Below are 21,289 nucleotides of genomic sequence, written 5' to 3'. Positions count from 1 at the left end.
ACTGCTTAAAATAAACGGCTAACCGTTATTGTTGGTAGAACGCTTTGTTTAGACGTTCTGCTTCACTCAGGCTTTTCAGGCCGAGCCCACCGATAAGTGCCGTTCCATCAATAGTGACAACCGCTTTATTTCGACCTGCTGGCGTCGCTGCCAGTAAAGGCATTTGTTTTAGCAAATCATCAGCTGAGCCGATTTGGCTTAGAGTTCGTGAACTCAGCAAAATAATGTCAGGCTGCATTTCTACCATGGCTTCGAGTGAAATGGGCTTGTAGGATTCAACGGCGCTGGCTGCTGGGTTGATGGCGCCTGCAAGGCGGATCACGCTATCTGCGGTGGTATTTCGGCCTGCGACATTGGCTGGGCGACCTTCGTGGATCATCAGGAACATGACTTTTTTCTTTTCGGTCTGCTGGGCGAGAGTTTGATTGATGGAATCGATCTTTTCCTGTACATGCGCCTGAAGCTTGAGGGCTTCCTTTTCTGTGTGAGTCAATTTGCCGACCTGTTCAATACGAGACAGAAGATCATCGACTGTTTCGCCAGAGTTGACCACATCAACCTCGATACCTGCTTGCTGAATCAGATCCAATGTTGTTCTTGGTCCCATCTCATTGGAACCCAGCAACCGGGTAGGAGTGAGAGCGATTAAACTTTCAGCAGATAGCTGGCGGTGATAACCCAATACCGGCATCTCTTCATTCACAAGATTTTTGCTGGTGACATCAACGGCAACGAGTTGTTCTTGTGCACCCATCGCATTGATGATTTCAGTAATTGCTGCGCCTGCACTGATGATGCGTTCGCTGGCATATGATGAATGTGCAGCGAGAAGTAATGCGGTAGCCAGAGCTATACGCTTCATGATTTATCCTCTTCCATTAATAACTGTGTCGCTTTGATTTCATTCTGCTGAAGAAAAGCGAGGAGTTTTAGCATATTTTCGACCGACCCCGCCTTGTCAGCACCGATAACGACGGGCTTGTCTGGATTGGCTTTGACTTCTTGAGTCAGTGCGGTCTTGAAGGCGTCCCAACTATCAATTTCTTCCCCTTGTAGTGCCCAATAGGGTTCCGTAGAGGTAATGTTGACAGTAATAGGATCTGATTCTGTCTCTTGTAGGGCCTGTGTCTCGGTCTGGGGCAATTCCACCTCGAGAGATTGCAGTTTTACGCTGGCAGTCAGTAGTAGAAAAACCATGACGATAAAAATGATATCGAGTAGAGGAGTTAGATCAGGCTTGAGATCGTCATCGCCAGTCACACCTTGGTGGGTTCGGATCATATTACCGCCTCTGCATTGCCGGTGTTTTCAGTTTTCGGCTGGCAGTTTTGATCGAGTGATAGGCCTTCTAGCCAAAGATTGCAATGGTTGAGGCTATGCTCAAGTTTTGCTGTCACTTTATCCGCCCAAAGGCCAAGTAATTGAGAGCCTGTAATCGCGGGAAGGGCAATAATTAGGCCTGCAGCCGTTGTTCGCATTGCCAAGCCAAGACCATCGGCAAGGTCGTTGGGGGTAACAGCTCCTGAGCTCATGGCGATACCCTTGAACATGTCTATCAGGCCAAGAACCGTGCCGAGTAAGCCAAGTAGAGGGCTGATCACGCCGATAAGGCTTAGAAGGCGTAAGCCGGAACGTAGCTGAGAGCGCTTTTGCTGTAGCCAGATCCCAGCGGCATCTTCACGTAAGGCTTTGGAAAAATGGCGATGCGAGATCAGCATGGACACACCTTTAAATAGCAAAGGGCGTTGGCCTTTTAGTGATGATGCCAGCTCATTGAGCCCAGATTCGTCAGACCGGCACTGTTTTGCAAGCAGTCCGTCAATCTTACCTCTGCCAACGCCGGTACATAACAATACTTGAATGCAGCGCTCAAGAAGGATCATCAATGTTAACGCTGAACAAATCAGCAAAGGTGCCGTCATTAGGCCAAATTGATTTTGTAGGGAGTGAAACATTTCCATGAGTGAATCCAATTAAATGCTAGTCCAACTTGAATCGGACAGGAACTTGTACGCGATGGGCAATAGCTTGACCATCAACAATATGGGATGAGAAACGCCAGCGCTTAATTGCCGCTATCGCAGCGTCGTCAAGGATCTCTGTACCGGAAGATTTAACAAGGTTTTGTTTTACTTGTTTACCGGATTCATCAATCCAAATTTCTACCAACACTTGCCCTTCAAGTCCGCGCCGCTTGGCAATACGCGGGTATTTCACTGGGCTAGGACGAGTTGCAAATGTCGGTGTAGTGACAAGTTGTGGTTCACTGTTAACACCTGATGCCGCTTGAGATTTGACTGCTGGTGCAGCATCAGGGGCTTTGGTGATCTCTTCGGTTGTTTCAGTTTTTTTGACGTCAACCGGTTTTTTAACCTTTTTTGGCTCAACCACTTTCTCAACAGGCTTTTTGGGAGTAGGCTTGCTGGTCTTCTTGATCTCCGCTTTAGGTTCAGGCTGTTTTTTCTTTACCAGTTTTTTCACCGTCGTTTCTTCTTTGACTACTTTTTTCGGTGCTTCAACCGGTGCGGGTGGGGGCGCTTCAGCGGCGTCAGGCTCAGAAGGTTGAGGTGAGGGAGCCGAGACGAGGTTCAGCGATACCTTGGTAGATTCTGTGCCAACAGGCATCGCCATCACCATTCTGTTTGGTATAGCAGAAAGCAATAGGCTGTGGGCAAGTACTGATGCAATACCGGCTATGGCATATCTTTTTGCGTTCACTGTTTAACTCCAACCGTGCAAATTTCTGCTTTATCTGTCTGTTTTCAATGAATAACCACTTATAAAGCAAATTATCATTTAGTTGCCTTAATCAAGAATGGTTCTCATTATCCACGTAATGAAAATAATATCAATTATCATTTGCAATATTATTTAGTGGTGCTTATGATTGCCTGCAAATAAGAGTGGTTATCATTTCACTTGTATAAATAGGGCAAAGCCCAATAGAAAGTAGTTAGGCTCAAGTAACTGTAACTTGAAGTCACTTGGGTATCCCGTTTGCTCAACGTGGTACTAGAACGCGACAGCCAAGTTCTGTTGATCTAGTGAGGAAATCTGGCAGGAATTAGCCTGTTGAGGAGGGGCTAGGAAACTAGCTCGACAAAGAAGTAGATGATTGAAGAACAAGCCTTAGAATCTGCAGTGTTGCCGCCGGATCTACTGACCGAAGAGGTCGTAGGAAAGCACACCCCCGATCCGCTTCGATATGCATTTGCCAACAAGCGCTCGGCGCATGCTGGTGGCATGTCGGCAATGGTTGCTGAGGAGGAGCGACAGAGTCTCGCGAATCAAGCGCTATCAACGGTACCTGAAACCCTAAAAAGCCGTTGTCTATATATCCATATTCCCTTTTGTCGTGTTCGATGCACTTACTGCAACTTCTTTCAGTATGCATCTAGCCAATCGTTGATTGATGACTATTTCGATGCATTGATGGTAGAGCTTAAAGCCAAAGCTTCCATGCCATGGACACAAGCAGCACCATTTCGTGCCGTGTATGTTGGGGGAGGAACACCAACCGATCTAACCGCCGAACAAGTGACCCGCTTAGGGAAAATGGTTAAAGCTCATTTCCCATTGACCACTGACTGTGAAATTACCCTGGAAGGGCGAATTAACCGTTTCGATGATCGCATGTTTGAAGGTGCACTCGAAGGGGGTTTCAACCGTTTCTCATTTGGTGTACAGAGTTTTGATACAACCGTTCGTCGTAAGGCCAAGCGCCTTGATAACCGTGAGCCGGTGTTAGAACGTATTCAGTCTCTCAGTGCGACCAATGCCGCACCGATTGTTATCGACTTACTGTTTGGTCTACCTTATCAAGATATGGCCGTTTGGCAGCAAGATCTTGAGGATTTCCTAGACAGTGGCGCACATGGTGTTGATCTCTATCAGCTGATTGAGATGGGGGGAACCCCGATGAAAGGCATGATTGAGCAAGGTCGCCTTCCAGAGCCTGCTGATACGCCGACTAAAGCCTCCATGTTCGAATATGGCGTAAACTTTATGGCGCAGCACCATCTTCGCCGGTTAAGTGGAAACCATTGGGCTCGTGATAACCGAGAGCGTAGCATTTATAACAGCCTTGCGAAGACGTCCGCTGAAGTATTGCCTTTAGGCGCGGGTGCTGGTGGTAACGTTGGTGGGTTCGGTTTCATGCAGCACAGAACCTTGGATGCTTATATCGAAGCAATTAAAGCTGAGCAGCTTCCGCTAGTCATGATGACTAAGTCAGGCCCTCAGGCTGCATTACATTCTGAAATTAAGGCCAGCTTTGACCGCGGTTTCCTGTCTGCAAAAGATTTCCAGCAAAAGTTTGGTCAAGATATCTTTGGTTTTTGTCAGCCATTGTTTGAAGCGTGGCAAAAGAACGGTTTGGTGCAACTGGAAGGTCGGTACCTCGCGTTGACCTTAGCCGGGACGTTCTGGTCTGTCACCTTGGCCCAGTCGATGATTCAAGTTTTGCAACAGAGTGCAATTAAGCCAGTCGCTGCATAAACGAATTAAATATAACCAATTAAAAGATATGTACATTGATGTACTTGGAGATAAATCGTGTTTGATAAAATTTCATTTGAAGCGCTGAAAGGCCAAGTGGCTGAACAACTTGCCGCTGAACCGAAACTTCACGCAATGGCGATTGCAGACACTTTAGGTGTGACCGAAGGTGAAGTCGTAATGGCCTTTCCTGAAGAGTTGGTGGTTGCATTACCGGGTGAGCATGCAAAAGCAATTTTAGAAGATCTGCCAACATGGGGACCGGTAACGACAATTGTTCACTCAATGGCTTCTATTTTTGAAGTAAAGGCACCATTCCCTAAAGGTAAAGAAGCACGTGGTTACTACAATCTAATGGGTAAAGAGGGTGAATTGCATGGCCACCTTCGCCTAGATCTTGTGACTGATATTGGTTTGGTTAGTAAGCCATTCATGGGGCAGGAAAGCTACTTTATCGGTTTCTTTGCTAAAGGCGGTGAGTGTGTATTCAAAGTGTATCTAGGTCGCGATAATAAACGCCAGTTGTTCCCAGAGCAGATAGAAAAATTCCAAGCACTTAAAACAAAATTTAAATAATAAAACCAATCTGGATAAGTAGTTGTTCAAGTATTTGCGCTGGAAAAATCTTTGTTATCAAGGCATAACCTGCAAGGCTGATCAAATATTTATGTAGGTTGGTATAATATCCTGGAGAAAGTCAGAATGAATGCTGTAAAGCAAGAGCGCCTTCAAAACCGCCTAGGCCCAGAAATCTCAGAGTTCCGCCAATCTTGCCAGACGATTCAGCTGGCGACTGTTGATGCTGATGGTAAACCGAATGTAAGCTACGCACCGTTTGTGTTGCTTGAAGATGGCTACTACGTGCTGATCAGCCAGATTGCCAAGCACGCCCGGAATTTGCTGAAAAATCCTCAGGTTTCTTTGATGATGATTGAAGATGAAGCTTCATCTAAAACCATCTATGCACGTAAGCGTTTAACGTTTGAAGCCAACGTGGTAGTCGTCGAGCGTGAAACTGAAAAGTGGCTCGCAGCGGTGGAACAGCTAAAAGAGCGTTTTGGTGAAATTATTGATGGCCTAAGTGGCTTGGAAGATTTCAAAATGTTCCGGTTTGAGCCAACTCAAGGCTTGTTTGTTAAGGGCTTTGGTCAGGCTTTCCAAGTCAGTGGTGATGATTTGGTGGATTTTGTACATCTACAAGAAGGCCATCGCCGTATTAAAGACGGCAGTGAAGTCACTCAGCCGACAGAAGAGCTATAACGGCCTAAAAAATATTACTTTACAACAGCCTAGGATGCTCACCTAGGCTGTTTTATTTGTACTGTTATTTTAGTGACTATAACAGCCTATAGCGAATAGGCTTGATCGTGATCAGCGTCTTCATTATTCAACTTGATAGCGTAAAAATACGTGTGATAATTAGGTTAAACACAATTATCAATGGATAACGTCATGCCTACTGATCCAAGACGCGAAGTGCGATTTGCGTATATCGCTAGCTTCCTCACCCCGCTGACCTTGATGATTTCAGGCATTGTTGCCGTTATCTACTCGGCTTATAAGCTGAACAAGGGCACTGATGAGCTGAGTTATAGCCACTATTACACCATCATTCGTACCTTCTTCTACTTCTTCACTTTCTTTGTTGTGCTTGGGGTAACGGCAGCGACAACCACAGGTATCATTGCCGGAGCTGAGTACTGGGTCTATAGCCCGATCTTGCACACGATCTTGCAGGTCATCCCCGTTGTTGGTCTTATTATTGCCGCTTTGGCCATTGTTAAATGGTTTGTCCAGCATATTCAGGGCATGAAGCTGTTGAAAGCAAATCAGCCGATGGAGCTGTAGTTGAGCAATATTTGTTTTAAGTTTATCTAAGCCCGCTCTGCGTTAGTGGGCTTTTTTATGCGTTATTGTTTGGCTTGATTAGGTCATGCCTAGGGCGGTTAATGGTTCACTATAATGTATAGGTGATTTGTCGATTTCGTAGGAGAGAACAATGTCTGATAAAAGACAAAGTACACAACAAGTGTCCCAGAAATCATTGAGTATGCATGAAGGTATCGCCGATTGGTGTGATACTTGTGTCTGCGAGGCTGAGCCTTACTGGGTCGAGGTTGCAGAAGAAATGGGCATAAATATGAGTGATTACGAAGATGGTCGTTGAGATAAGTTCGCTGGCCATGGCAGCGTGACAAAACACAGGGATATATGTGTTGAGTTGCGTTTGTTAAAAATGGCAGGCCAAAGTACGAATTGGTCGTATTTGTGCCTGCCATCATGCTGTTTATCGATGAGTCATGCGTTTATACGGCTTACTGAAGAGATTCAAGTAGGGTATTTAGCTCTTTCATCAGGGTTTCAGTTTCAGGGTTATTCGTATTCATTGCGGCAAACGTATCGGCCTGAAGTTTTTCCTGCATAGCCATCAAGGTTTCGTCAGAAAGAATGCTTTCGCGTTGTTCTGCAAGTTGACGTTTAGCGGCGGCAAATTCCTTGATCAATGCTTCACGTTCTTCTTCGCTAGTTTCGGCATTACGGACTTTGTCCTGAATGTCTTGTGCTTGGCTGATGAACTCATCAGGGTTGTAGCCAACTTCTTCCGCTTTTTCCTGATAGGCTGCTTCGAATGCTTTCGCTTGCTCAACAAGCTCAGGGTTCGATTGCAGTGTCTGCTGACGGATACTTGTTAAGTCGCGCTGGATCGCATTGATACGGTGCGTCACTTCTTTTTGGCTCGCAATCGTGTCGGTTGCTGCGTCGCTTGCCTTTGCGGCTGGGTTGAAGGCGAACATAGTTACTAGCATCAGCGGTAGTGCGTATTTCACTATGTTCAATACTGAATTCGGTTGTTGCTGGGTACGTGTTTTGCTGTTTTGCATAAATTAACCTTCATTGGTGGTTATCATCGCTATGACTGCAATGTATAAAAGTGCTTAATGCGGAATGTCAGTATTGTGTCATGTATGCTGGATGAAGACTGAACAGCATAAAAAAGCCGGCAATCCATGTGCCGGCAATAAACGTGAGATAGTGCTTTGATCGCTGGCTGATGCCAGTTCGGGTTATTGTTCTTCGCCTTTTAGGAATTCGGTATCCAAATGGCAGAAAGCGACGAGAACCTCTGTAGCCGCGGCGTAGAAGCCGAATTTATCACGTTGTTTAGCTTCTGCACTAAACGCAGGAAGCCAATTAAGTAGCATGGTATTGATAAAGTCTAACTGAGCCTGCATTACGGGTTCAGCTTGTTCTTTAGAGCCTTGCTGGTTGGCCATGATGATAAGGTTACCCATGAAGTCGAGCTCGATAGCAAGATGATCTGCTGGCTCATTAAACTCTTTGCGCAGGGCAATACCATACTCTTCCATCAGCTTATTCATCTCTTGCGCAGGTTTGTCATTCATCAAACCGCTTTCACCGACATACATGGAGGCATAAGGTAGGGCACCTGATTTTGGCGTGCTTAGGAACAAGCCACAGAAGTCAGCAGCAAGCTCAAGTTGGGCATCTTCACGACTTTCCAAACGCTTGATGGCATCGCGGAAGGCTTCGACAGGCTCCTTAAGATCAGGTGTCATAGCTAGGCCTGATAAGAACGTGACCATGTCGCCACCACGGTACTGTTCGATGTCCTGCTCGGTTAATTCACGAGCGAAAAGGGATGACATCCACCAATAAATTTCTGCGCGCTGTTCGTTGAAAGCAATAAACTCTTTCATGACCACTCCAAATCAAGGTACACGGTGCTGTGCCCACCGTATTAAAAACATATTCAGATAAACTAAATGGTGCATTTATCATACGTGAATAGGTTCTTTTAACTACAAGTAAAAATCAGTCAGAGGCCGAAGCCTCTGACTGTGTATTAGATGATATTAACTTATTCTAGATCCATTGCTGGGAATAGTGGGTTAATGTCAGTCACGGCGGTTGGGCCGTGGAAACCGGTAACGGCTGGAGCAGTCCCTGTGTACTTCTCGATCTCTACCTGTGCTGAGGCTGCAATAGTTGCCTGAGCTAGTTTCGATGAACCGATATCCTGGGTCAGTACGTTTGGATCGCCGTAAGTACAGATAGTGCCAGGTTTACCACCTTCTAATGGGCTGTACCAAGCTCCTTCGTGGATACGACAAACACCTGACATGTAGTCATCAGAAACAACAGCGCCTGCGAGTACTTCACCGCGGTCATTGAACACGCGCACGATATCACCTGATTTGATGCCACGTGCTTTAGCATCTTCCGTGCTGATATAAACCGGTTCGCGATCAGCAACCGCATACGTTGCACGGTGCTCAGTAGAAGAGCATAGCTGCGAGTGCAGGCGATGTTTCGGGTGAGTACTTTGCATGTTCAGAGGGAATTTATCTGAACGTGGACCACCGTGGCTACGCTCGGTCTTTTCGAACCACATTGGGTGGCCCTGACAATCGTCGTAATTCATATCGGCGATGGTCTTACAGTAGATCTCGATAAGACCGGTTGCAGTACCTAGTGGCTCTAGATCAGGTTCGTTACGGAATGATTCGTGACGAACCCACTCAGTGCCTTCAGGGAATTCGATGAAGCTTTCTTCTTCCCAGAACTTCTTGAAGTTGGACATACGTACACCGATACCACGGCCTTGCAGGCGGGCACCGTTGTAGAACTGCTCAATCCATTCCATTTGTGACTTGCCTTCTGTGAAGGCTTCTTCACGATCATAACGGCGGCATAGTTCACGGAAGATGTCGAAATCATCTTTTGCTTCGTACATTGGCTCGACCACTTTCGGTAGGGCAATGATACCGGCGTTGGAGTGGTTACCGTATTGTTCAATATCGTTACGCTCGTGCGTTGTGGTTGCAGGCAGAACGATATCGGCAAAGCGACAGGTCGCAGTCCACTGATGATCAACAGAAACAACCGTTTCCAGTTTACGCCATGTCTTGATCATCTTGTTACGATCTTGGTGGTGATGGAACGGGTTGTTACCACAGAAGATCGCCATTTTCATCTCAGGGAATTTAACCGAATGGCCATTCCACTCAATGGTCTTACCTGGGTTTTCAATACAGTCAACAAAACGCGCAACAGGAATAAAGTTTGAGTAACCTTTGTATGAACCGTTGTGGATCGGGTCAACACCTGTAACACCACTAAAGCCTGACATCAAAGGTCCAGCAGAAGTCACCGAGCCCGCATCGTTGTAGTGCCAGCCAAAGCCAAAACCACCACCTGGTAGACCAATTTGACCCAGCATAGCGGCAACAACAACCAGCATCCACGCATATTGCTCACCGTGCTGCATGCGCTGTAGACACCAGCCACCGATGATCTGGGTACGGCCTGAAGCCATTTGACGAGCAAGTTCACGGATGGTATCAGCGTCGATACCACAAATTTTTGCTGCCCACTCAGGTGTTTTAACAACACCGTCGCTTTCGCCAAGCAGGTATGGCAGGAACTGGTTAAAGCCAGTGGTGTAGTTAGCTAGGAACTCTTTGTTGTACAGGTTTTCAGTGTATAACGTATGCGCAATCGCCAGCATCAAAGGAACATCTGTTTGCGGGTTGACTTTTACCTGGTCACCGCCAACAAATTTCTGAGTGTCAGAAACAACTGGATCAACGTAGATAACTTTGATTTCGTTGTTCTTCACTTTCTCAGCTAGCTGATCAAAGTAAGCATATGGGCTGTGATCTGGAACCAACCAACCAACCTGCAGGTTTTTAATTGGATCTGAACCCCAGATCACAATGGTGTCTGAATGCTCAAGCACTAGCGGCCAAGAGGTTTGCTGTTCGTAGACTTCCATCGCACCGGCAACGTATGGCAGAACAACTTGAGCTGCACCTGTTGAGTAGTCACCCATTTTCGCTAGGAATGTACCGTGCAGGCCGATTGCACGCATCATCATGGTACCCGCAGAGTGCAGTTTACCTACTGACTGCCAGCCTGTGTGCCCAGCGTAAAGTGCGCTTGGACCGTAGTTGTTCTGGACGCGCTCCATCTCATGATAGAAAAAGTCTAATGCCTGAGACCAAGGTACACGTACAAAGCGGTTGTTACCACGCTGGGTTGTGTCCGACTTGTAGCCATGCTTCAGCCAATCAAGGCGTACCATTGGGTACTTAACACGAGCAGGGTTGTAAACGACTTCGCGTACACCGTCGATCATTGTGGTTGGGTGCTTGTCTTTTTCGAACGGTACGGTATCAACCCATACACCGTTTTCAACTTTGGCACGGAATGCACCCCAGTGAGAGCCAGAAAGCACCTCACCAGAGAAGTTTGCTTTGGTATCAGTTGCAGCCATGGCGCTACGTGGAGCCAGTAGGCTAGTACCTACCACCGATGCAGCACTAGCAGCGACCATGCCTGAAAGGAAGCGGCGGCGAGAAACGCCTTTATTTAGAATTTGAGTTGCCATTGAGCAATTCCTTAAATTTGAATTCTTTTGTGCGTGGGAGGGGGGAAGGGATTTCACCCCTCTGCTAACAGGAATTAATGTGCGCCAGCGCCGCCGGTGTCACTACCGTGGTTCTGAAGGTACTTCAGAAGGGTACGCTCTTCAGTTTTGCTGAGACGGTAGTAAGCGCTCATACCGTTTAGGCTTGAGATCCAACCGTTTGCAGTAAAATGGCCAGGCGCCGGTGCCGCATGACAAGCGGTACAAGTAGAGCCGTACATACCTTCTGCATAGTTCCAGATAGGTTGGATGTCATCGATCATGTCATCTTTGGTGATCCAGCCTTCAACAGAAACGTGCTGCCAAACAATGTTGGTTGCGGCATCTGTCTGCTCTTCAATAAGTTGCTCTGAAGCTTTAACATCGCCACGAATTGTCGCTTTGAAAACTCGTTTACCCATGTATTCAGTGAGAACTCGGCCACGACCTTCTTTCTCAAGCCAGCCATCGATCTTCACTTTCATCATGTCACCATCGCGCTCAAGCACGGTAACTTCAGATGCCGGAAGCAGGCTGCCTGAAGCTGTGCTGTTTGCATCTGCAACGGCAAAAATATTTTTCTCACTGAGAGAGTAAAGGGTCTCAGCAATGGCACCTTGAGTGTTCGCTGTGGCTTGAAGCTCTTCGAAGTCTTTCTGGAAGCCGCCGGCCATGTTTGGCAGCTCGTGGGCAATACCTTTGTGACACTCGATACAGTTCATGTCTTCAGCTGCGGCTTTGTTCATCTCGAAAGCGGCTTGAGCAGACTGTTTGGTGTGATCCATTGCATCGTAAGAGTGACAGCTCTTACAGGTTTTGGAGTTCTGGCTCTTCATACGATCCCAAACGGCGGTTGCCAGTTCGAGACGGTGTTCTTCCAGTAATTCAGGGGTATCAATCTTTTTGGTGATGAAGTGGTTGTAGACATCTTTCCATGCGCCAAGTTTACGTTGAAGCTTGCCTGGCAAATCTTTTGGCTGGTGACAGTCGACACACTCGGCACGAACACCAGAGGCGTTCTTGAAGTGGACACTTTGTTTGTATTCTTGGTAGTTCTGTTCCATGGTGTGGCAAGACGTACAGAATTCGGTTGTTGAAGCGAACTCAAAACTTTTATGTACGGTCAAAACGCCCGCCAAAGTAATACCAATACCAACCAAGACCAGCGCAAGAATTGAATACTTGCTGCTAGGCTTAGTCAACATTTGCCAAAGTTTTTTCATAGTGGAAGATTCCAATTTAGAATGAGTGCCTGCCGTAAACTACGGTGACGTATAAATTTTTATGGGGTAATCTTAATTCCACGATGTGAATAAGGTTAACGGCGGCGGTGAACAGGATTTGCTGGATTATGACAAATTGTGAATAGCCGCCTCCTGTGCTAACGTTTTATAGAACAGTAAATAAGACATAAAGAGAAAGAAATGAGTCATCACGTACTTGTAGTAGAGGATGAAATTGTTACCCGCACCAAATTGGTTGGGTACTTTGAGAACGAGGGATATAAAGTCAGTCAGGCCGAAAGTGGCGCGCAGATGCGTGAGGTTATGGCCAGTGAAAAAATCGACCTGGTAATGCTCGACATCAACCTGCCGGGTGAAGATGGCCTAATGCTAACTCGTGAACTCAGAAGCCGTTCAGAAGTCGGTATTATTTTGGTGACAGGGCGTACAGATAGTATTGATCGTATCGTCGGTTTAGAGATGGGGGCCGATGATTATGTAACCAAGCCGTTTGAACTGCGTGAACTGCTAGTACGGGTGAAAAACCTGCTGTGGCGCATATCTCTAGTCGAAAAAGCACGTGATGAAACTATTGTTGAAATGCAGGAAGATAGCATTATTCGTTTTGGTGATTGGCAGTTTGACATCAACAAACGCGCGCTTACGCACAACAGTGTTCCGGTGAAATTAACCAAAGCTGAGTATGAGTTGTTGGTGGCATTTTCTTCACATCCTAACGTGGTGCTAAGCCGAGAACGCATCTTAAATATGCTAAGTCACCGCGTAGAAGCACCGAATGATCGCACCATTGATGTACTCATTCGTCGTATGCGTTCGAAGATGGAAGTTGACCCGAAAAATCCACAGATTTTTGTGACGGTACACGGTGAAGGTTACATGTTTGCGGGTGACTAACTACTTGGCAGTGATGTAATGATGAACTGAAATAATTTGTCATAATTAGGCCGGTATCCATAGGGTACCGGCCTTTTTCATATCATTTAATCGGCAGTTATGTTGATCTTGATCAAGAGTTGTTACGCATGATTAATAGCAAAAAGAGTCTCGAAAATGAAACTCTGGCACTTTACTTTGTGTTAAATGATTGAAAGTTAATTTTTGGTTGCGGGGTGGAGGGTTAACTGTTGATTTCTCAATGTGCTACAGAGGGGGAGCTTGCTTGTTAGAATGACTGTTTGCTTGTTACTTGAGCGGTTGGGCGGTGGTTTATCGAGCAGCTAATTGCTTTGGTTATTGTTCTTGCTGGTGATTGTCTGTTTTTTGCGCGAGTTATGAATAAGTATGAAATCAATTTCCTTTAGTTCAGCAGAAAAAAAGCCTGACTTCAGTCAGGCTTTTCTTCGTTAGCAAGAGTGCTGCATGCTAATTTAGAGTGTGACTTGCTGGTTGAGAATACTTTCGGTTAGCGTGTTGATTTTAGGGAAACTGATCAAGCTCTGCTTCGCGATGTCTTTTTGCTCTTCCAGTACGTCTTTCAGTATTTGCTCTGTTGTTAGCGGGTTAGCCAGCACAACGCGAAAGACGGTTGTAAGCCTGCGATCCCACGCTTCTGGCGTGATACGGGTACGAGATACAAACGACTTACCCGATTCACGTTGACGTTTCTGGATGAACTTGGTCATATCATCAAGGGCCGCCAGTAGCTCTTCACGTTGCTCGGGATCGGCAAGTCGTAGCGCTTCTTGAGTACGAGCAGGGGCATACCGGTAGGTTAGCAGGCATAATTCAGGCTCGGAAATCAGCTCAAAGTCAGGGTGTTGAGCGATCAGCGAGGCAAAGTACTGGGCTTTTTCAATACTGGTATTGATCAGCATTTCATAGCCCGGCCGACTGATGATATTGAGGCTGGCATACAGTAGCATCGCCATCCCGCTTCTTGAGCCTTCCAGTGTATGGCTACCTAAGTCTTTAGAGCCCTTACGCAAGATGTATTCGGCATGATGCTCAATCGCTGTCATTAAGGCCGGGTTTTTAAAGATGACCATCCCCGCGCCCATAGGGACATACAGTTGCTTGTGAGCATCTATGGTCACTGAGTCCGCACGTTCGATCCCCTTTAGCAGTGATCGGTACGTATTGGACATCAGAGTTGCGCCACCCCATGCGGCATCGACATGAAAATGACAGCCATATTCCTGTGCCAGATCAGCCAGAGCCTCAAGCGGGTCGATATTACCTGTTTCCGTTGTACCAGCGACACCGACAATTGCAAAAGGTTTGATGTTTTGCTGCTTAAGCTCATCAAGCTTGGCGCGCATTTGGTCAACACATACCCGGTTGTGGCTATCGGTCTTGATCGGGATCAGGCAGTCTCTGCCAAGACCTAGTACATCGGCGGATTTTTTAAGTGAGTAGTGGCCTCGCTCCGAAACCAGCACGACAAGATCTTCATAGCCATAGTGCTTCATTGCTTTGAATAGACCTTCTTGTGCTACCCCTTTGAACTCACCATCAGGCTTTAACGCACTGTTTCTAGCAACCCAGAGGGCAGTGATGTTGGCGATAGTACCACCGGAACAAAAGGCGCCCAGAGAGTGGTTAGCGCTGTGCATCCACTGCTGATAAAAAGCGTCATCCTCATGGTAAATCAAGTTGTGAAGCATCCCCAGTACCTGCCGCTCCAATGGCGTAAATGCCTTAGAGGTCTCGATTTTCACCAAGTTCTGGTTCAGGCCGATCATAATCTTGGACAACGGCATCAAGAAATAGGGCAGGGCCGAGGTCATATGGCCGATAAATGTCGGTGCAGAGGTATGCACAGATTGGGCCACCAGCTTGTCCAATAGAAAATGGGTATGATCAGACACAAAGCTCGGGTGCTCTGGTATATCTGCAGACGAGAAGTCTTTTTCGATTTCTGCCAGGGGTTTTTCGCGGGCAGCTATATGCGTTTGTAAAAACACATTTAGGTTTTCTGAAATCTCTTTTTCGATCCGACCTAAGGTCGATTCGGGTGCTTCCGGCACTGTAAAAATGCGATGCAACGACTCTTGGGTTGCATCGGCTTTTTTGTGATCCACTACTGCCATAACGATTAATAACTTGTAACTATTTCGGCAAATTGCAGCTAATTTAATGCAATTTTCCGTCGCTGTCGAAAAAAATTAAAACCGGTAGTTCATACCTACGGTGAAAAGTAAGCTTTCTTCATCATAAAAGCTGATGTTTGAATTACTTTGGTTATAGCCTATTAGTGAGACTAAATTCCAGCTTTTCCAGCCCATTGGTTCATCATATTGTGATGCAAGGAAGACCCCCCACTTGTCATCTTGTTGTGTACGCTCAAAAATTGGATTTTGTTCATCAAAGGCAATGTAGTCGTAGCTGAATGTTAGAGCAAAGCTGGCTTTGTTGACGCGCTGAACCACACTAAGCTCTGCACCGAAGCTGTCACTTGCCATTGCGTCGCCTTGCGCATCGTTACGGGTATAACTGATAGCTGAGCGCAAAAATTGCGCTCGGCTAATTGGCATAGAATGGCTTAGTTGGGCATAGTAAATGTCGGATTGACGGTCGAGGGATTGCTTTTGCGCATCAGACAGAGTGGCTTGGCTTGAGCCGCTGGTTTCTTTATCAAGATCCTGATTACCTCCAGAAAGTTCTAACGAGAAATTACTGCCGAGGATTTGATTGTATTGGAAACGTAGCCCTTTGATTTTACTATCTGTTTTCGCTCTAGCTTGGTCTAGTAGGTAAGGGTCTTGCCACGTTTCACTCGTTAGTAAGCCTGGCACATAGCTAAAAACTAATGTCCCGTTGCCATCGAGCTTGTGTTTATAGCCCAATTCTACATGGAAGCGGCCAAACGCCAAGTCAGAGCGACTGGTACCAAAGTAAATTTGTTTGTCTAGTGTTTGGTTGGTATAGCTAATGGTCCCGAGTGGAGCAACAAGAAAGCTACTCTCTTTATCTGCCTTACCATAATCCCCGATGGTACTGTCATCAGTGTTAAATGGAGAGCGGCTTTCCGAATACCCCGTCAAAAGTGATATGTCAGCGTTTAAACCTGCAGACCATCGCTGTGGTTGGTTAGCGTGCGCATAGCTGGATATGCAAACTGCCGGTATGAGAAAAAATAACGCGTTAGCGTGCCGGTTTGTCATATAGGATCCTTCCTAATTAAAGGGATTCATTGCAAAAAGGGTGGGTTGACCGTAGCAAAAAACCGTTAAGCATGTATGAATCTATAAAGCTATGCAATTGAAAAAACATGATATTGCCCAATTAATATACAATATTTATTGGGCCTAAGGCACTACGTTTACTGACACTCCATTTCAGTAAGCGCCGTCATCTTTTCGTTATAGGCATTAAGTGGTTTTTCTATATTACCCGGGTGTGTGAGTAATTCGGCAAAAGCACTTCGCAAGGCATAGTTTTTCGGATGCGGCTTGCTTTGTCTGTCATCGAAGGCCAACTTAGCCGCTTTGCCCAAATCAGAGTTTTGTTCTTCTGATAAGGCTTTCACATCTTGTTGGGTTAGGTTTAACCATGACTCAACTGGAAGAGAAAGGGCTAGTTTGTCCTTGTCGTTGGCGAGATACCAATCAAAGGCATCGCGATTCAATTCAAAGTGATGCTTACGCCCTTCAAGGAACCACTGGCCAACCTCTTTGAGGTCTGGTTCTTTATCAACCGCTAACGTAACTAGGCTTTCATACCAGCTGAGAGAGGCATCAATATACTGGTGGTATTTTTTACTTTCGCAACTTGTCGAAGAAGCAAATGCGATGGAAGGCATAAGTGCTGTTGAGAGTATAAGTGCTGCTAACTTCATTTCTGTTCCTTGATGTTTTGTCTTTCATTGGGCAATGAAAGCTATAGGCGGCCGTATTGTTCTACTGTTTGTTATCTGCCGCTATCTCCTGAATCCTCCGATTGTAGCTACCTGATTGCCATAAGGAAAAGAATTCTTTATCAGAATGGATCATTGTTAACATAATTAGAAGCAAAAAAACAAGGAGGCGATAGCCTCCTTGTTTAAACGTTTAGCGAAAGCTTAATCTCTGCTCTGCTTATTCATCGCGACGGAAATGCAGTATGCTGCGCCGCCCCATGTAATGCCCAAGCCGAAAAGCATCATAATAATTGCGCCCGTTGTCATAGTTTGGCCTCCTGCTGTGGCTGTGGTTTCGATGAAACATTGATAATAACGGCAACAACAAACATTGCTGCAACTAGGCCCCAACCCAACATCAGAAGATCTGAGGTTGCATAGCCGCCATAACCATCGTTGAATGTATTAACGAGGTTGGTACCCAGAATGACAGCCAGCATTGCCGGGCTTAGGAAGCGGATACAGATTTCAAACCACTTACCGATGCTGAATTCAGAGATGCTATTTACGTAGTTGCGGATGTCAGATACTTTCAGCAACCATGCAATGACGACAAGCTCAACAAGGCAGCTAGCCAGAAGTGCAACGTTGTTAATGAAGTAGTCAACCAAATCAAGGAGCAGTAGGCCGCCATTGGTGGCAAAAGCCATCGAAACAACAAAGCCGATACCACATACCAAAGAGGCTGCTAGCTTACGGGTGATTTTCAACTTATCGATGACAGCTGAGGTAACCGCTTCGATAATTGAAATGTGCGAGCTCAAACCTGCCACAACCAAAGCTAAGAAGAACAGTGGACCTAGAATATACGGTGCAGGTAGTAAGTTAATTGCTGCCGGGATGGTGACAAATGCTAAGCCAACACCAGCCGACACCACTTCAGTAATAGGTTTGGCTTGCTCTTGCGCCATATAGCCCAATACACCGAAGATCAATACACCCGCAGTGATAGAGAAACCACAGTTGATGAGCACAGTCATAAAGGCGTTGTTGTTGATATCAGACTTCTCTGGCAGGTAGCTAGAGTAAGCAATCATGATGGCGAAACCGACACTCAGGGTGAAGAAGATCTGACCATATGCCGCAGACCATACCTTGGCATCCAAAATCTTACTGAAGTCTGGCTGGAATAGGTAATTTAGTCCATCTAGAGCACCTGGAAGGAATGCAACGCGGCCAATCAACGCAACGACCATGATAAACAGCAAAGGCATCATGATCTTGCTTGCGCGCTCAATACCACCTTTGACACCAGTAAATATCGCAGTAAAAGTGATCGCCCAAGCAATCGCCATCGGAATTGCAATATGGCTTTGCAGGCTACCCAATTGACTTGGACTGTTGTCGCCTAGTTTCAGATATTCACCAAAGAAGAAGGCATTAGTATCGGTACCCCAGCTTTGGGTGAATGAATAACTCAGATAAGAAATCGCCCAACCAATAATCGCTACGTAGTAAACGGCGATAATGGCCGCGATAAATACCTGGAACCAACCTAGCCACTCAAATTTTAGGCCGAGTTTGGAAAAGGCTCTTGGTGCAGCCCCACGCAGTTTATGACCAAGGCTGAACTCCATAATCATAAAAGGGATACCGGCGGTGAGCATGGCAAAAAGGTAAGGGATAAAAAAGGCGCCACCACCATTTTCGTAAGCCATATAAGGGAAACGCCAGATGTTTCCTAGCCCGATTGCAGAGCCTACTGCCGCTAGGATAAATCCAGCGCGTGAGCCCCATTGTTCACGTTTCATATACATCTCCTTATGTACTGCAAATCACTATCTAGATAGGATTAGTCAGAGAATTATTCCAATTAATATCAATACTTAGCGTGATAATTGAAAGGTAAGACCACGCTGATTGAACGAGATTAACTAGAGTAAATATGTAAAGCAATAGAGCGTAGGGTTGTAAAGGAACGGCGCGGTAGATGTTAATTTTTGGTTTTGCCTTCTTTTCTAGTGAAGAACGCTGTGGTCGGCTTCATGTTGGTAGGAAAAACTAGCGGCAGAGAAAATACGTGGTTGGAAATATTATTTTACAAACCCGTTGATTAAATCTGCAAATTGGTTAATTTGCAGCTAATTCGCACACCAGTGCTTCAATTCACTGGTGTGTCGTCAGTAAATTGGCCTAGAACTCAGAACGCATAGGTAAAGCCAAGGTTTGTTTGGAATTGGGTTAGCCACTCGGAATTGACCTTTATATTACAGGTTTGGTTACCCTCCGGGAGGTTGCAGACGGTTGTGGTATCACTTTCCATGAGGTTAGCAAGCCAACGTCCTTCTAATAGTAATGAGAAGTGTGGCGTGAATTTGTATTCCACTCCACCCAAGAAGCCACCAGAGAAAACAAGATCTTGGTCACTCCAGTCGGCATCGATAATAGTTGTGCCTATGCTCGCGCCCACGAAAGTATCAAAACGCTCAAAGGTATCAAAACGCAGAGAGCTCTGAAAATGTACATAAGTGAATGAACCGGAATTTGAAAAGGTTTCATAGTCAGTCGGCTGGTGACTGACAAATAAACCCACACGCCCCTTGTCTAAGTCTGTTTCTATGGAGATTGCGTAATGAGGATCGTTTTCGGGCTCAATGTTAACCCCGTTATCATCCTTGATTGAGCTGGAAAAAGTGTAGCCAATGTATGGTGTCACATAGATGGTATTGGCAGCTACCGTATGCGATGCCATTAACATACCGGCAAAGATTAATAATAAATGTCTTGTTTTCATACCATTATCCAATAGCGCAAACATAAATTTAAGTGTGACAGCTTTCTTAAATTATTGCTTTTTCATTAGCCAGAATCTTGAACTCTCCCTAAAATAGAGTTAACGGTTTGTTAATTTTTTCTAAGGGAGCGAAATTTATGGACTTCGAATTGAAACTCGCTGTGTTGATTGCCATAAGCATCATGACTGTTATAATTGGCTTTGGTATAGTATCAGTTACTGCGTAAGCTATTAATAATTAGATAAATATAGAACAGGTTAAGTTTTTATCTAGCTAGGGACGGTATACTGCTTTACAAGATTCCTGTAGTACGTGGGTCGGGGCATGACAAATCATTTACCGTTTAGTTTAAAGGCATTCGATTTACCTTTAATTAACAGCTTTTCACATCAGTTACTCAATGCGAAAAAGAAAAAAATCGCGTTAGTTGTGCAGGGAGGAGGGCAACGTGGCATTTTTACGGCCGGGGTATTTGATGCTTTTCTAGAAAGAGGCTTCGATCCATTCGAGCTTTACATCGGCACGTCTGCTGGTGCGCTGAACTTATCGTCATATATTAGCCGTCAACCTCGTTTCGGTTATGATTTCATTGTTAACTACACCACTGACAATGAATTTTTCAACTTATATAAGTATCTTAGCCAACAGAAACCGATGAACCTCGATTGGGCTTTGGAAGCTGTACGGGCTCATGGTTCATTACCGTTAGATGTGACTGCTGCAAGGCAGGTGCTGCGTCATCGACATGCGTTTGCCTGTGCTACCCGTAAAGATACTTTGCAAGATATTTATATACCCATGTACGAGGATAACTGGTGCGATGTATTACGGGCTTCATGTGCAATACCGGTGATTTATAATCAACCAGTTAACTTCGACGACTTGGAATGGGTTGACGGTGGCGTCAGTGCTGCTGTGCCTGTGAAGGAAGCTTGGCAGCGTGGTGCTGACTTAGTGATTGTGGTGAGAACGGAACCTGTGTTATTGCCTCAAGATGAGAGCAGCCGCTTTGATGATTGGCGCGGTAAGGTGGAAATCGCGCTTCCTGATTATATTGATAGGCTGAGTTTGAATGAGTCTTTGGATAAGGTAAAAGCTTTGCACGGAGAGCTGACAACCAAGTTCGAAAGCTGGAAGCTGAATTGGCGTGATAAAGAGCCTGGAGCAGCATCTTCAGGTAAAGGTAAAAGCTGGAGCTTACTCTCGGCTGATAACATAGAGCGATTTCTCGCACTGACAGGTAATAATAAACGGCTCGAGGTGATCGATATGCTTAATCGCTACTATACCACCTATCAGGGGGCACATGAATTTATGCTCTCTCCACCTGAAGGACTGCAAATTATCCAAATTTCGCCAGAAAAAAGTTTGAAGAGCCGAGCTTTGCTAAGCAGTAAGGATGATTTGGAGATAGATTATCGTGAAGGTAAGTTAGTAGGGCGTGAATTTGTGTCTCATTTTGCCGATATATTAAATGAGACCTCGGCATTAAGGCGATAAACGGTGTTGTTCAAGTACAAAAAAGGAACGCCGTAGCGTTCCTTTT

At 45.7% G+C, this 21,289-nt stretch carries 22 protein-coding genes; 8 read left to right on the top strand and 14 right to left on the bottom strand.

The window, feature by feature from the left end; translation table 11 throughout:
- Positions 1-25: 25 nt before the first annotated feature.
- From ACVA53_RS02600 to ACVA53_RS02585, 4 genes are read right to left on the bottom strand one after another with little or no spacing between them, the layout of a single operon-like run.
- Entirely contained in the window at positions 26-862 is an 837-nt protein-coding gene (locus ACVA53_RS02600; RefSeq protein WP_255042371.1) for a heme/hemin ABC transporter substrate-binding protein, read from the bottom strand.
- Positions 859-1,281 (bottom strand): ExbD/TolR family protein, encoded by a 423-nt coding sequence (locus tag ACVA53_RS02595; RefSeq protein WP_255042372.1) that lies wholly within the window; start codon positions 1,279-1,281, stop codon positions 859-861. Before ACVA53_RS02595 ends, ACVA53_RS02600 begins: the two co-directional genes overlap by 4 nt.
- Positions 1,278-1,961, bottom strand: coding sequence for a MotA/TolQ/ExbB proton channel family protein (locus ACVA53_RS02590; protein WP_255042373.1), 684 nt, complete (start codon positions 1,959-1,961; stop codon positions 1,278-1,280). The genes ACVA53_RS02595 and ACVA53_RS02590 overlap by 4 nt, the downstream gene beginning before the upstream one ends.
- A gap of 19 nt (positions 1,962-1,980) precedes the next feature.
- Positions 1,981-2,718, bottom strand: coding sequence for an energy transducer TonB (locus ACVA53_RS02585; RefSeq protein WP_255042374.1), 738 nt, complete (start codon positions 2,716-2,718; stop codon positions 1,981-1,983).
- Positions 2,719-3,111: 393 nt separating this feature from the next.
- Here ACVA53_RS02585 and hutW point away from each other — a divergent pair, with 393 nt between their 5' ends.
- The 5 genes from hutW to ACVA53_RS02560 all read left to right on the top strand — a co-directional run bounded on the left by hutW (position 3,112) and on the right by ACVA53_RS02560 (position 6,664).
- Entirely contained in the window at positions 3,112-4,497 is a 1,386-nt protein-coding gene (gene hutW, locus ACVA53_RS02580) for a heme anaerobic degradation radical SAM methyltransferase ChuW/HutW (protein WP_255042375.1), read from the top strand.
- A 57-nt stretch (positions 4,498-4,554) separates the two neighbouring features.
- Complete coding sequence (hutX, locus tag ACVA53_RS02575) at positions 4,555-5,073, top strand: heme utilization cystosolic carrier protein HutX (RefSeq protein WP_255042376.1); 519 nt, start codon at positions 4,555-4,557, stop codon at positions 5,071-5,073.
- Between the two features lie 126 nt (positions 5,074-5,199).
- Entirely contained in the window at positions 5,200-5,757 is a 558-nt protein-coding gene (hutZ, locus tag ACVA53_RS02570; protein ID WP_255042378.1) for a heme utilization protein HutZ, read from the top strand.
- A gap of 192 nt (positions 5,758-5,949) precedes the next feature.
- On the top strand, positions 5,950-6,345 hold the full coding sequence (locus ACVA53_RS02565; protein WP_255042379.1) for a hypothetical protein: 396 nt from the start codon (positions 5,950-5,952) through the stop codon (positions 6,343-6,345).
- A gap of 151 nt (positions 6,346-6,496) precedes the next feature.
- Complete coding sequence (locus ACVA53_RS02560; protein WP_255042381.1) at positions 6,497-6,664, top strand: hypothetical protein; 168 nt, start codon at positions 6,497-6,499, stop codon at positions 6,662-6,664.
- 148 nt (positions 6,665-6,812) lie between these two features.
- Here the strand turns inward: ACVA53_RS02560 and ACVA53_RS02555 are convergent, their stop codons facing one another.
- The 4 genes from ACVA53_RS02555 to torC all read right to left on the bottom strand — a co-directional run bounded on the left by ACVA53_RS02555 (position 6,813) and on the right by torC (position 12,150).
- Positions 6,813-7,379: a hypothetical protein gene (locus tag ACVA53_RS02555; RefSeq protein ID WP_255042383.1), complete on the bottom strand. Its 567-nt coding sequence runs from the start codon at positions 7,377-7,379 to the stop codon at positions 6,813-6,815.
- Positions 7,380-7,562: 183 nt separating this feature from the next.
- On the bottom strand, positions 7,563-8,216 hold the full coding sequence (torD, locus tag ACVA53_RS02550) for a molecular chaperone TorD (RefSeq protein WP_255042385.1): 654 nt from the start codon (positions 8,214-8,216) through the stop codon (positions 7,563-7,565).
- Between the two features lie 161 nt (positions 8,217-8,377).
- Positions 8,378-10,909, bottom strand: a complete 2,532-nt coding sequence (gene torA, locus ACVA53_RS02545) for a trimethylamine-N-oxide reductase TorA (RefSeq protein ID WP_255042386.1) — start codon at positions 10,907-10,909, stop codon at positions 8,378-8,380.
- 74 nt (positions 10,910-10,983) lie between these two features.
- Positions 10,984-12,150: a pentaheme c-type cytochrome TorC gene (gene torC / locus ACVA53_RS02540; protein WP_255042388.1), complete on the bottom strand. Its 1,167-nt coding sequence runs from the start codon at positions 12,148-12,150 to the stop codon at positions 10,984-10,986.
- A 201-nt stretch (positions 12,151-12,351) separates the two neighbouring features.
- Between torC and torR the strand changes: the two genes are divergently transcribed.
- Positions 12,352-13,065, top strand: coding sequence for a two-component system response regulator TorR (torR, locus tag ACVA53_RS02535; RefSeq protein ID WP_255042389.1), 714 nt, complete (start codon positions 12,352-12,354; stop codon positions 13,063-13,065).
- A gap of 473 nt (positions 13,066-13,538) precedes the next feature.
- Here torR and panP read toward each other — a convergent pair whose 3' ends face one another.
- The 6 genes from panP to ACVA53_RS02505 form a co-directional block, all read right to left on the bottom strand.
- On the bottom strand, positions 13,539-15,200 hold the full coding sequence (panP, locus tag ACVA53_RS02530) for a pyridoxal-dependent aspartate 1-decarboxylase PanP (RefSeq protein WP_446504434.1): 1,662 nt from the start codon (positions 15,198-15,200) through the stop codon (positions 13,539-13,541).
- Between the two features lie 75 nt (positions 15,201-15,275).
- Positions 15,276-16,274: a DUF2860 domain-containing protein gene (locus ACVA53_RS02525; RefSeq protein WP_255042702.1), complete on the bottom strand. Its 999-nt coding sequence runs from the start codon at positions 16,272-16,274 to the stop codon at positions 15,276-15,278.
- A 158-nt stretch (positions 16,275-16,432) separates the two neighbouring features.
- The gene (locus ACVA53_RS02520; protein WP_255042704.1) at positions 16,433-16,948 is read right to left on the bottom strand and encodes a hypothetical protein; all 516 of its coding nucleotides are present in this window, start codon (positions 16,946-16,948) and stop codon (positions 16,433-16,435) included.
- 222 nt (positions 16,949-17,170) lie between these two features.
- On the bottom strand, positions 17,171-17,275 hold the full coding sequence (locus ACVA53_RS02515) for a MetS family NSS transporter small subunit (RefSeq protein ID WP_255042706.1): 105 nt from the start codon (positions 17,273-17,275) through the stop codon (positions 17,171-17,173).
- A complete protein-coding gene (locus ACVA53_RS02510) occupies positions 17,272-18,759 on the bottom strand; it encodes a sodium-dependent transporter (RefSeq protein WP_255042707.1) in 1,488 nt (495 codons plus the stop codon). Before ACVA53_RS02510 ends, ACVA53_RS02515 begins: the two co-directional genes overlap by 4 nt.
- 389 nt (positions 18,760-19,148) lie before the next feature.
- Positions 19,149-19,742 (bottom strand): porin family protein, encoded by a 594-nt coding sequence (locus ACVA53_RS02505; RefSeq protein ID WP_255042709.1) that lies wholly within the window; start codon positions 19,740-19,742, stop codon positions 19,149-19,151.
- Positions 19,743-19,879: 137 nt separating this feature from the next.
- Between ACVA53_RS02505 and cydH the strand changes: the two genes are divergently transcribed.
- Together cydH and ACVA53_RS02495 are read left to right on the top strand one after the other, a co-directional pair.
- Complete coding sequence (cydH, locus tag ACVA53_RS02500; protein ID WP_373689558.1) at positions 19,880-19,969, top strand: cytochrome bd-I oxidase subunit CydH; 90 nt, start codon at positions 19,880-19,882, stop codon at positions 19,967-19,969.
- A 98-nt stretch (positions 19,970-20,067) separates the two neighbouring features.
- The gene (locus ACVA53_RS02495; RefSeq protein ID WP_446504433.1) at positions 20,068-21,243 is read left to right on the top strand and encodes a patatin-like phospholipase family protein; all 1,176 of its coding nucleotides are present in this window, start codon (positions 20,068-20,070) and stop codon (positions 21,241-21,243) included.
- The last annotated feature ends 46 nt before the right edge of the window (positions 21,244-21,289 follow it).

It is taken from the genome of Photobacterium sp. DNB23_23_1, from assembly GCF_052873815.1.
The sequence above is the reverse complement of the archived record's forward strand: the minus strand, read 5'-3'. Positions and strand labels throughout refer to the sequence as shown.

What these genes read in the sequence shown, in the direction of transcription:
- torD (WP_255042385.1), bottom strand. Translation starts at nt 8,216, where the DNA reads ATGAAAGAGTTTATTGCTTTCAACGAACAGCGCGCAGAAATTTATTGG.
- torA (WP_255042386.1), bottom strand. Translation starts at nt 10,909, where the DNA reads ATGGCAACTCAAATTCTAAATAAAGGCGTTTCTCGCCGCCGCTTCCTT.
- ACVA53_RS02600 (WP_255042371.1), bottom strand. Translation starts at nt 862, where the DNA reads ATGAAGCGTATAGCTCTGGCTACCGCATTACTTCTCGCTGCACATTCA.
- hutW (WP_255042375.1), top strand. Translation starts at nt 3,112, where the DNA reads ATGATTGAAGAACAAGCCTTAGAATCTGCAGTGTTGCCGCCGGATCTA.
- cydH (WP_373689558.1), top strand. Translation starts at nt 19,880, where the DNA reads ATGGACTTCGAATTGAAACTCGCTGTGTTGATTGCCATAAGCATCATG.
- ACVA53_RS02505 (WP_255042709.1), bottom strand. Translation starts at nt 19,742, where the DNA reads ATGAAAACAAGACATTTATTATTAATCTTTGCCGGTATGTTAATGGCA.
- ACVA53_RS02520 (WP_255042704.1), bottom strand. Translation starts at nt 16,948, where the DNA reads ATGAAGTTAGCAGCACTTATACTCTCAACAGCACTTATGCCTTCCATC.
- hutZ (WP_255042378.1), top strand. Translation starts at nt 5,200, where the DNA reads ATGAATGCTGTAAAGCAAGAGCGCCTTCAAAACCGCCTAGGCCCAGAA.
- ACVA53_RS02555 (WP_255042383.1), bottom strand. Translation starts at nt 7,379, where the DNA reads ATGCAAAACAGCAAAACACGTACCCAGCAACAACCGAATTCAGTATTG.
- ACVA53_RS02590 (WP_255042373.1), bottom strand. Translation starts at nt 1,961, where the DNA reads ATGGAAATGTTTCACTCCCTACAAAATCAATTTGGCCTAATGACGGCA.
- ACVA53_RS02510 (WP_255042707.1), bottom strand. Translation starts at nt 18,759, where the DNA reads ATGAAACGTGAACAATGGGGCTCACGCGCTGGATTTATCCTAGCGGCA.
- panP (WP_446504434.1), bottom strand. Translation starts at nt 15,200, where the DNA reads ATGGCAGTAGTGGATCACAAAAAAGCCGATGCAACCCAAGAGTCGTTG.
- torR (WP_255042389.1), top strand. Translation starts at nt 12,352, where the DNA reads ATGAGTCATCACGTACTTGTAGTAGAGGATGAAATTGTTACCCGCACC.
- ACVA53_RS02525 (WP_255042702.1), bottom strand. Translation starts at nt 16,274, where the DNA reads ATGACAAACCGGCACGCTAACGCGTTATTTTTTCTCATACCGGCAGTT.
- ACVA53_RS02560 (WP_255042381.1), top strand. Translation starts at nt 6,497, where the DNA reads ATGTCTGATAAAAGACAAAGTACACAACAAGTGTCCCAGAAATCATTG.
- ACVA53_RS02595 (WP_255042372.1), bottom strand. Translation starts at nt 1,281, where the DNA reads ATGATCCGAACCCACCAAGGTGTGACTGGCGATGACGATCTCAAGCCT.
- torC (WP_255042388.1), bottom strand. Translation starts at nt 12,150, where the DNA reads ATGAAAAAACTTTGGCAAATGTTGACTAAGCCTAGCAGCAAGTATTCA.
- ACVA53_RS02515 (WP_255042706.1), bottom strand. Translation starts at nt 17,275, where the DNA reads ATGACAACGGGCGCAATTATTATGATGCTTTTCGGCTTGGGCATTACA.
- ACVA53_RS02495 (WP_446504433.1), top strand. Translation starts at nt 20,068, where the DNA reads ATGACAAATCATTTACCGTTTAGTTTAAAGGCATTCGATTTACCTTTA.
- ACVA53_RS02565 (WP_255042379.1), top strand. Translation starts at nt 5,950, where the DNA reads ATGCCTACTGATCCAAGACGCGAAGTGCGATTTGCGTATATCGCTAGC.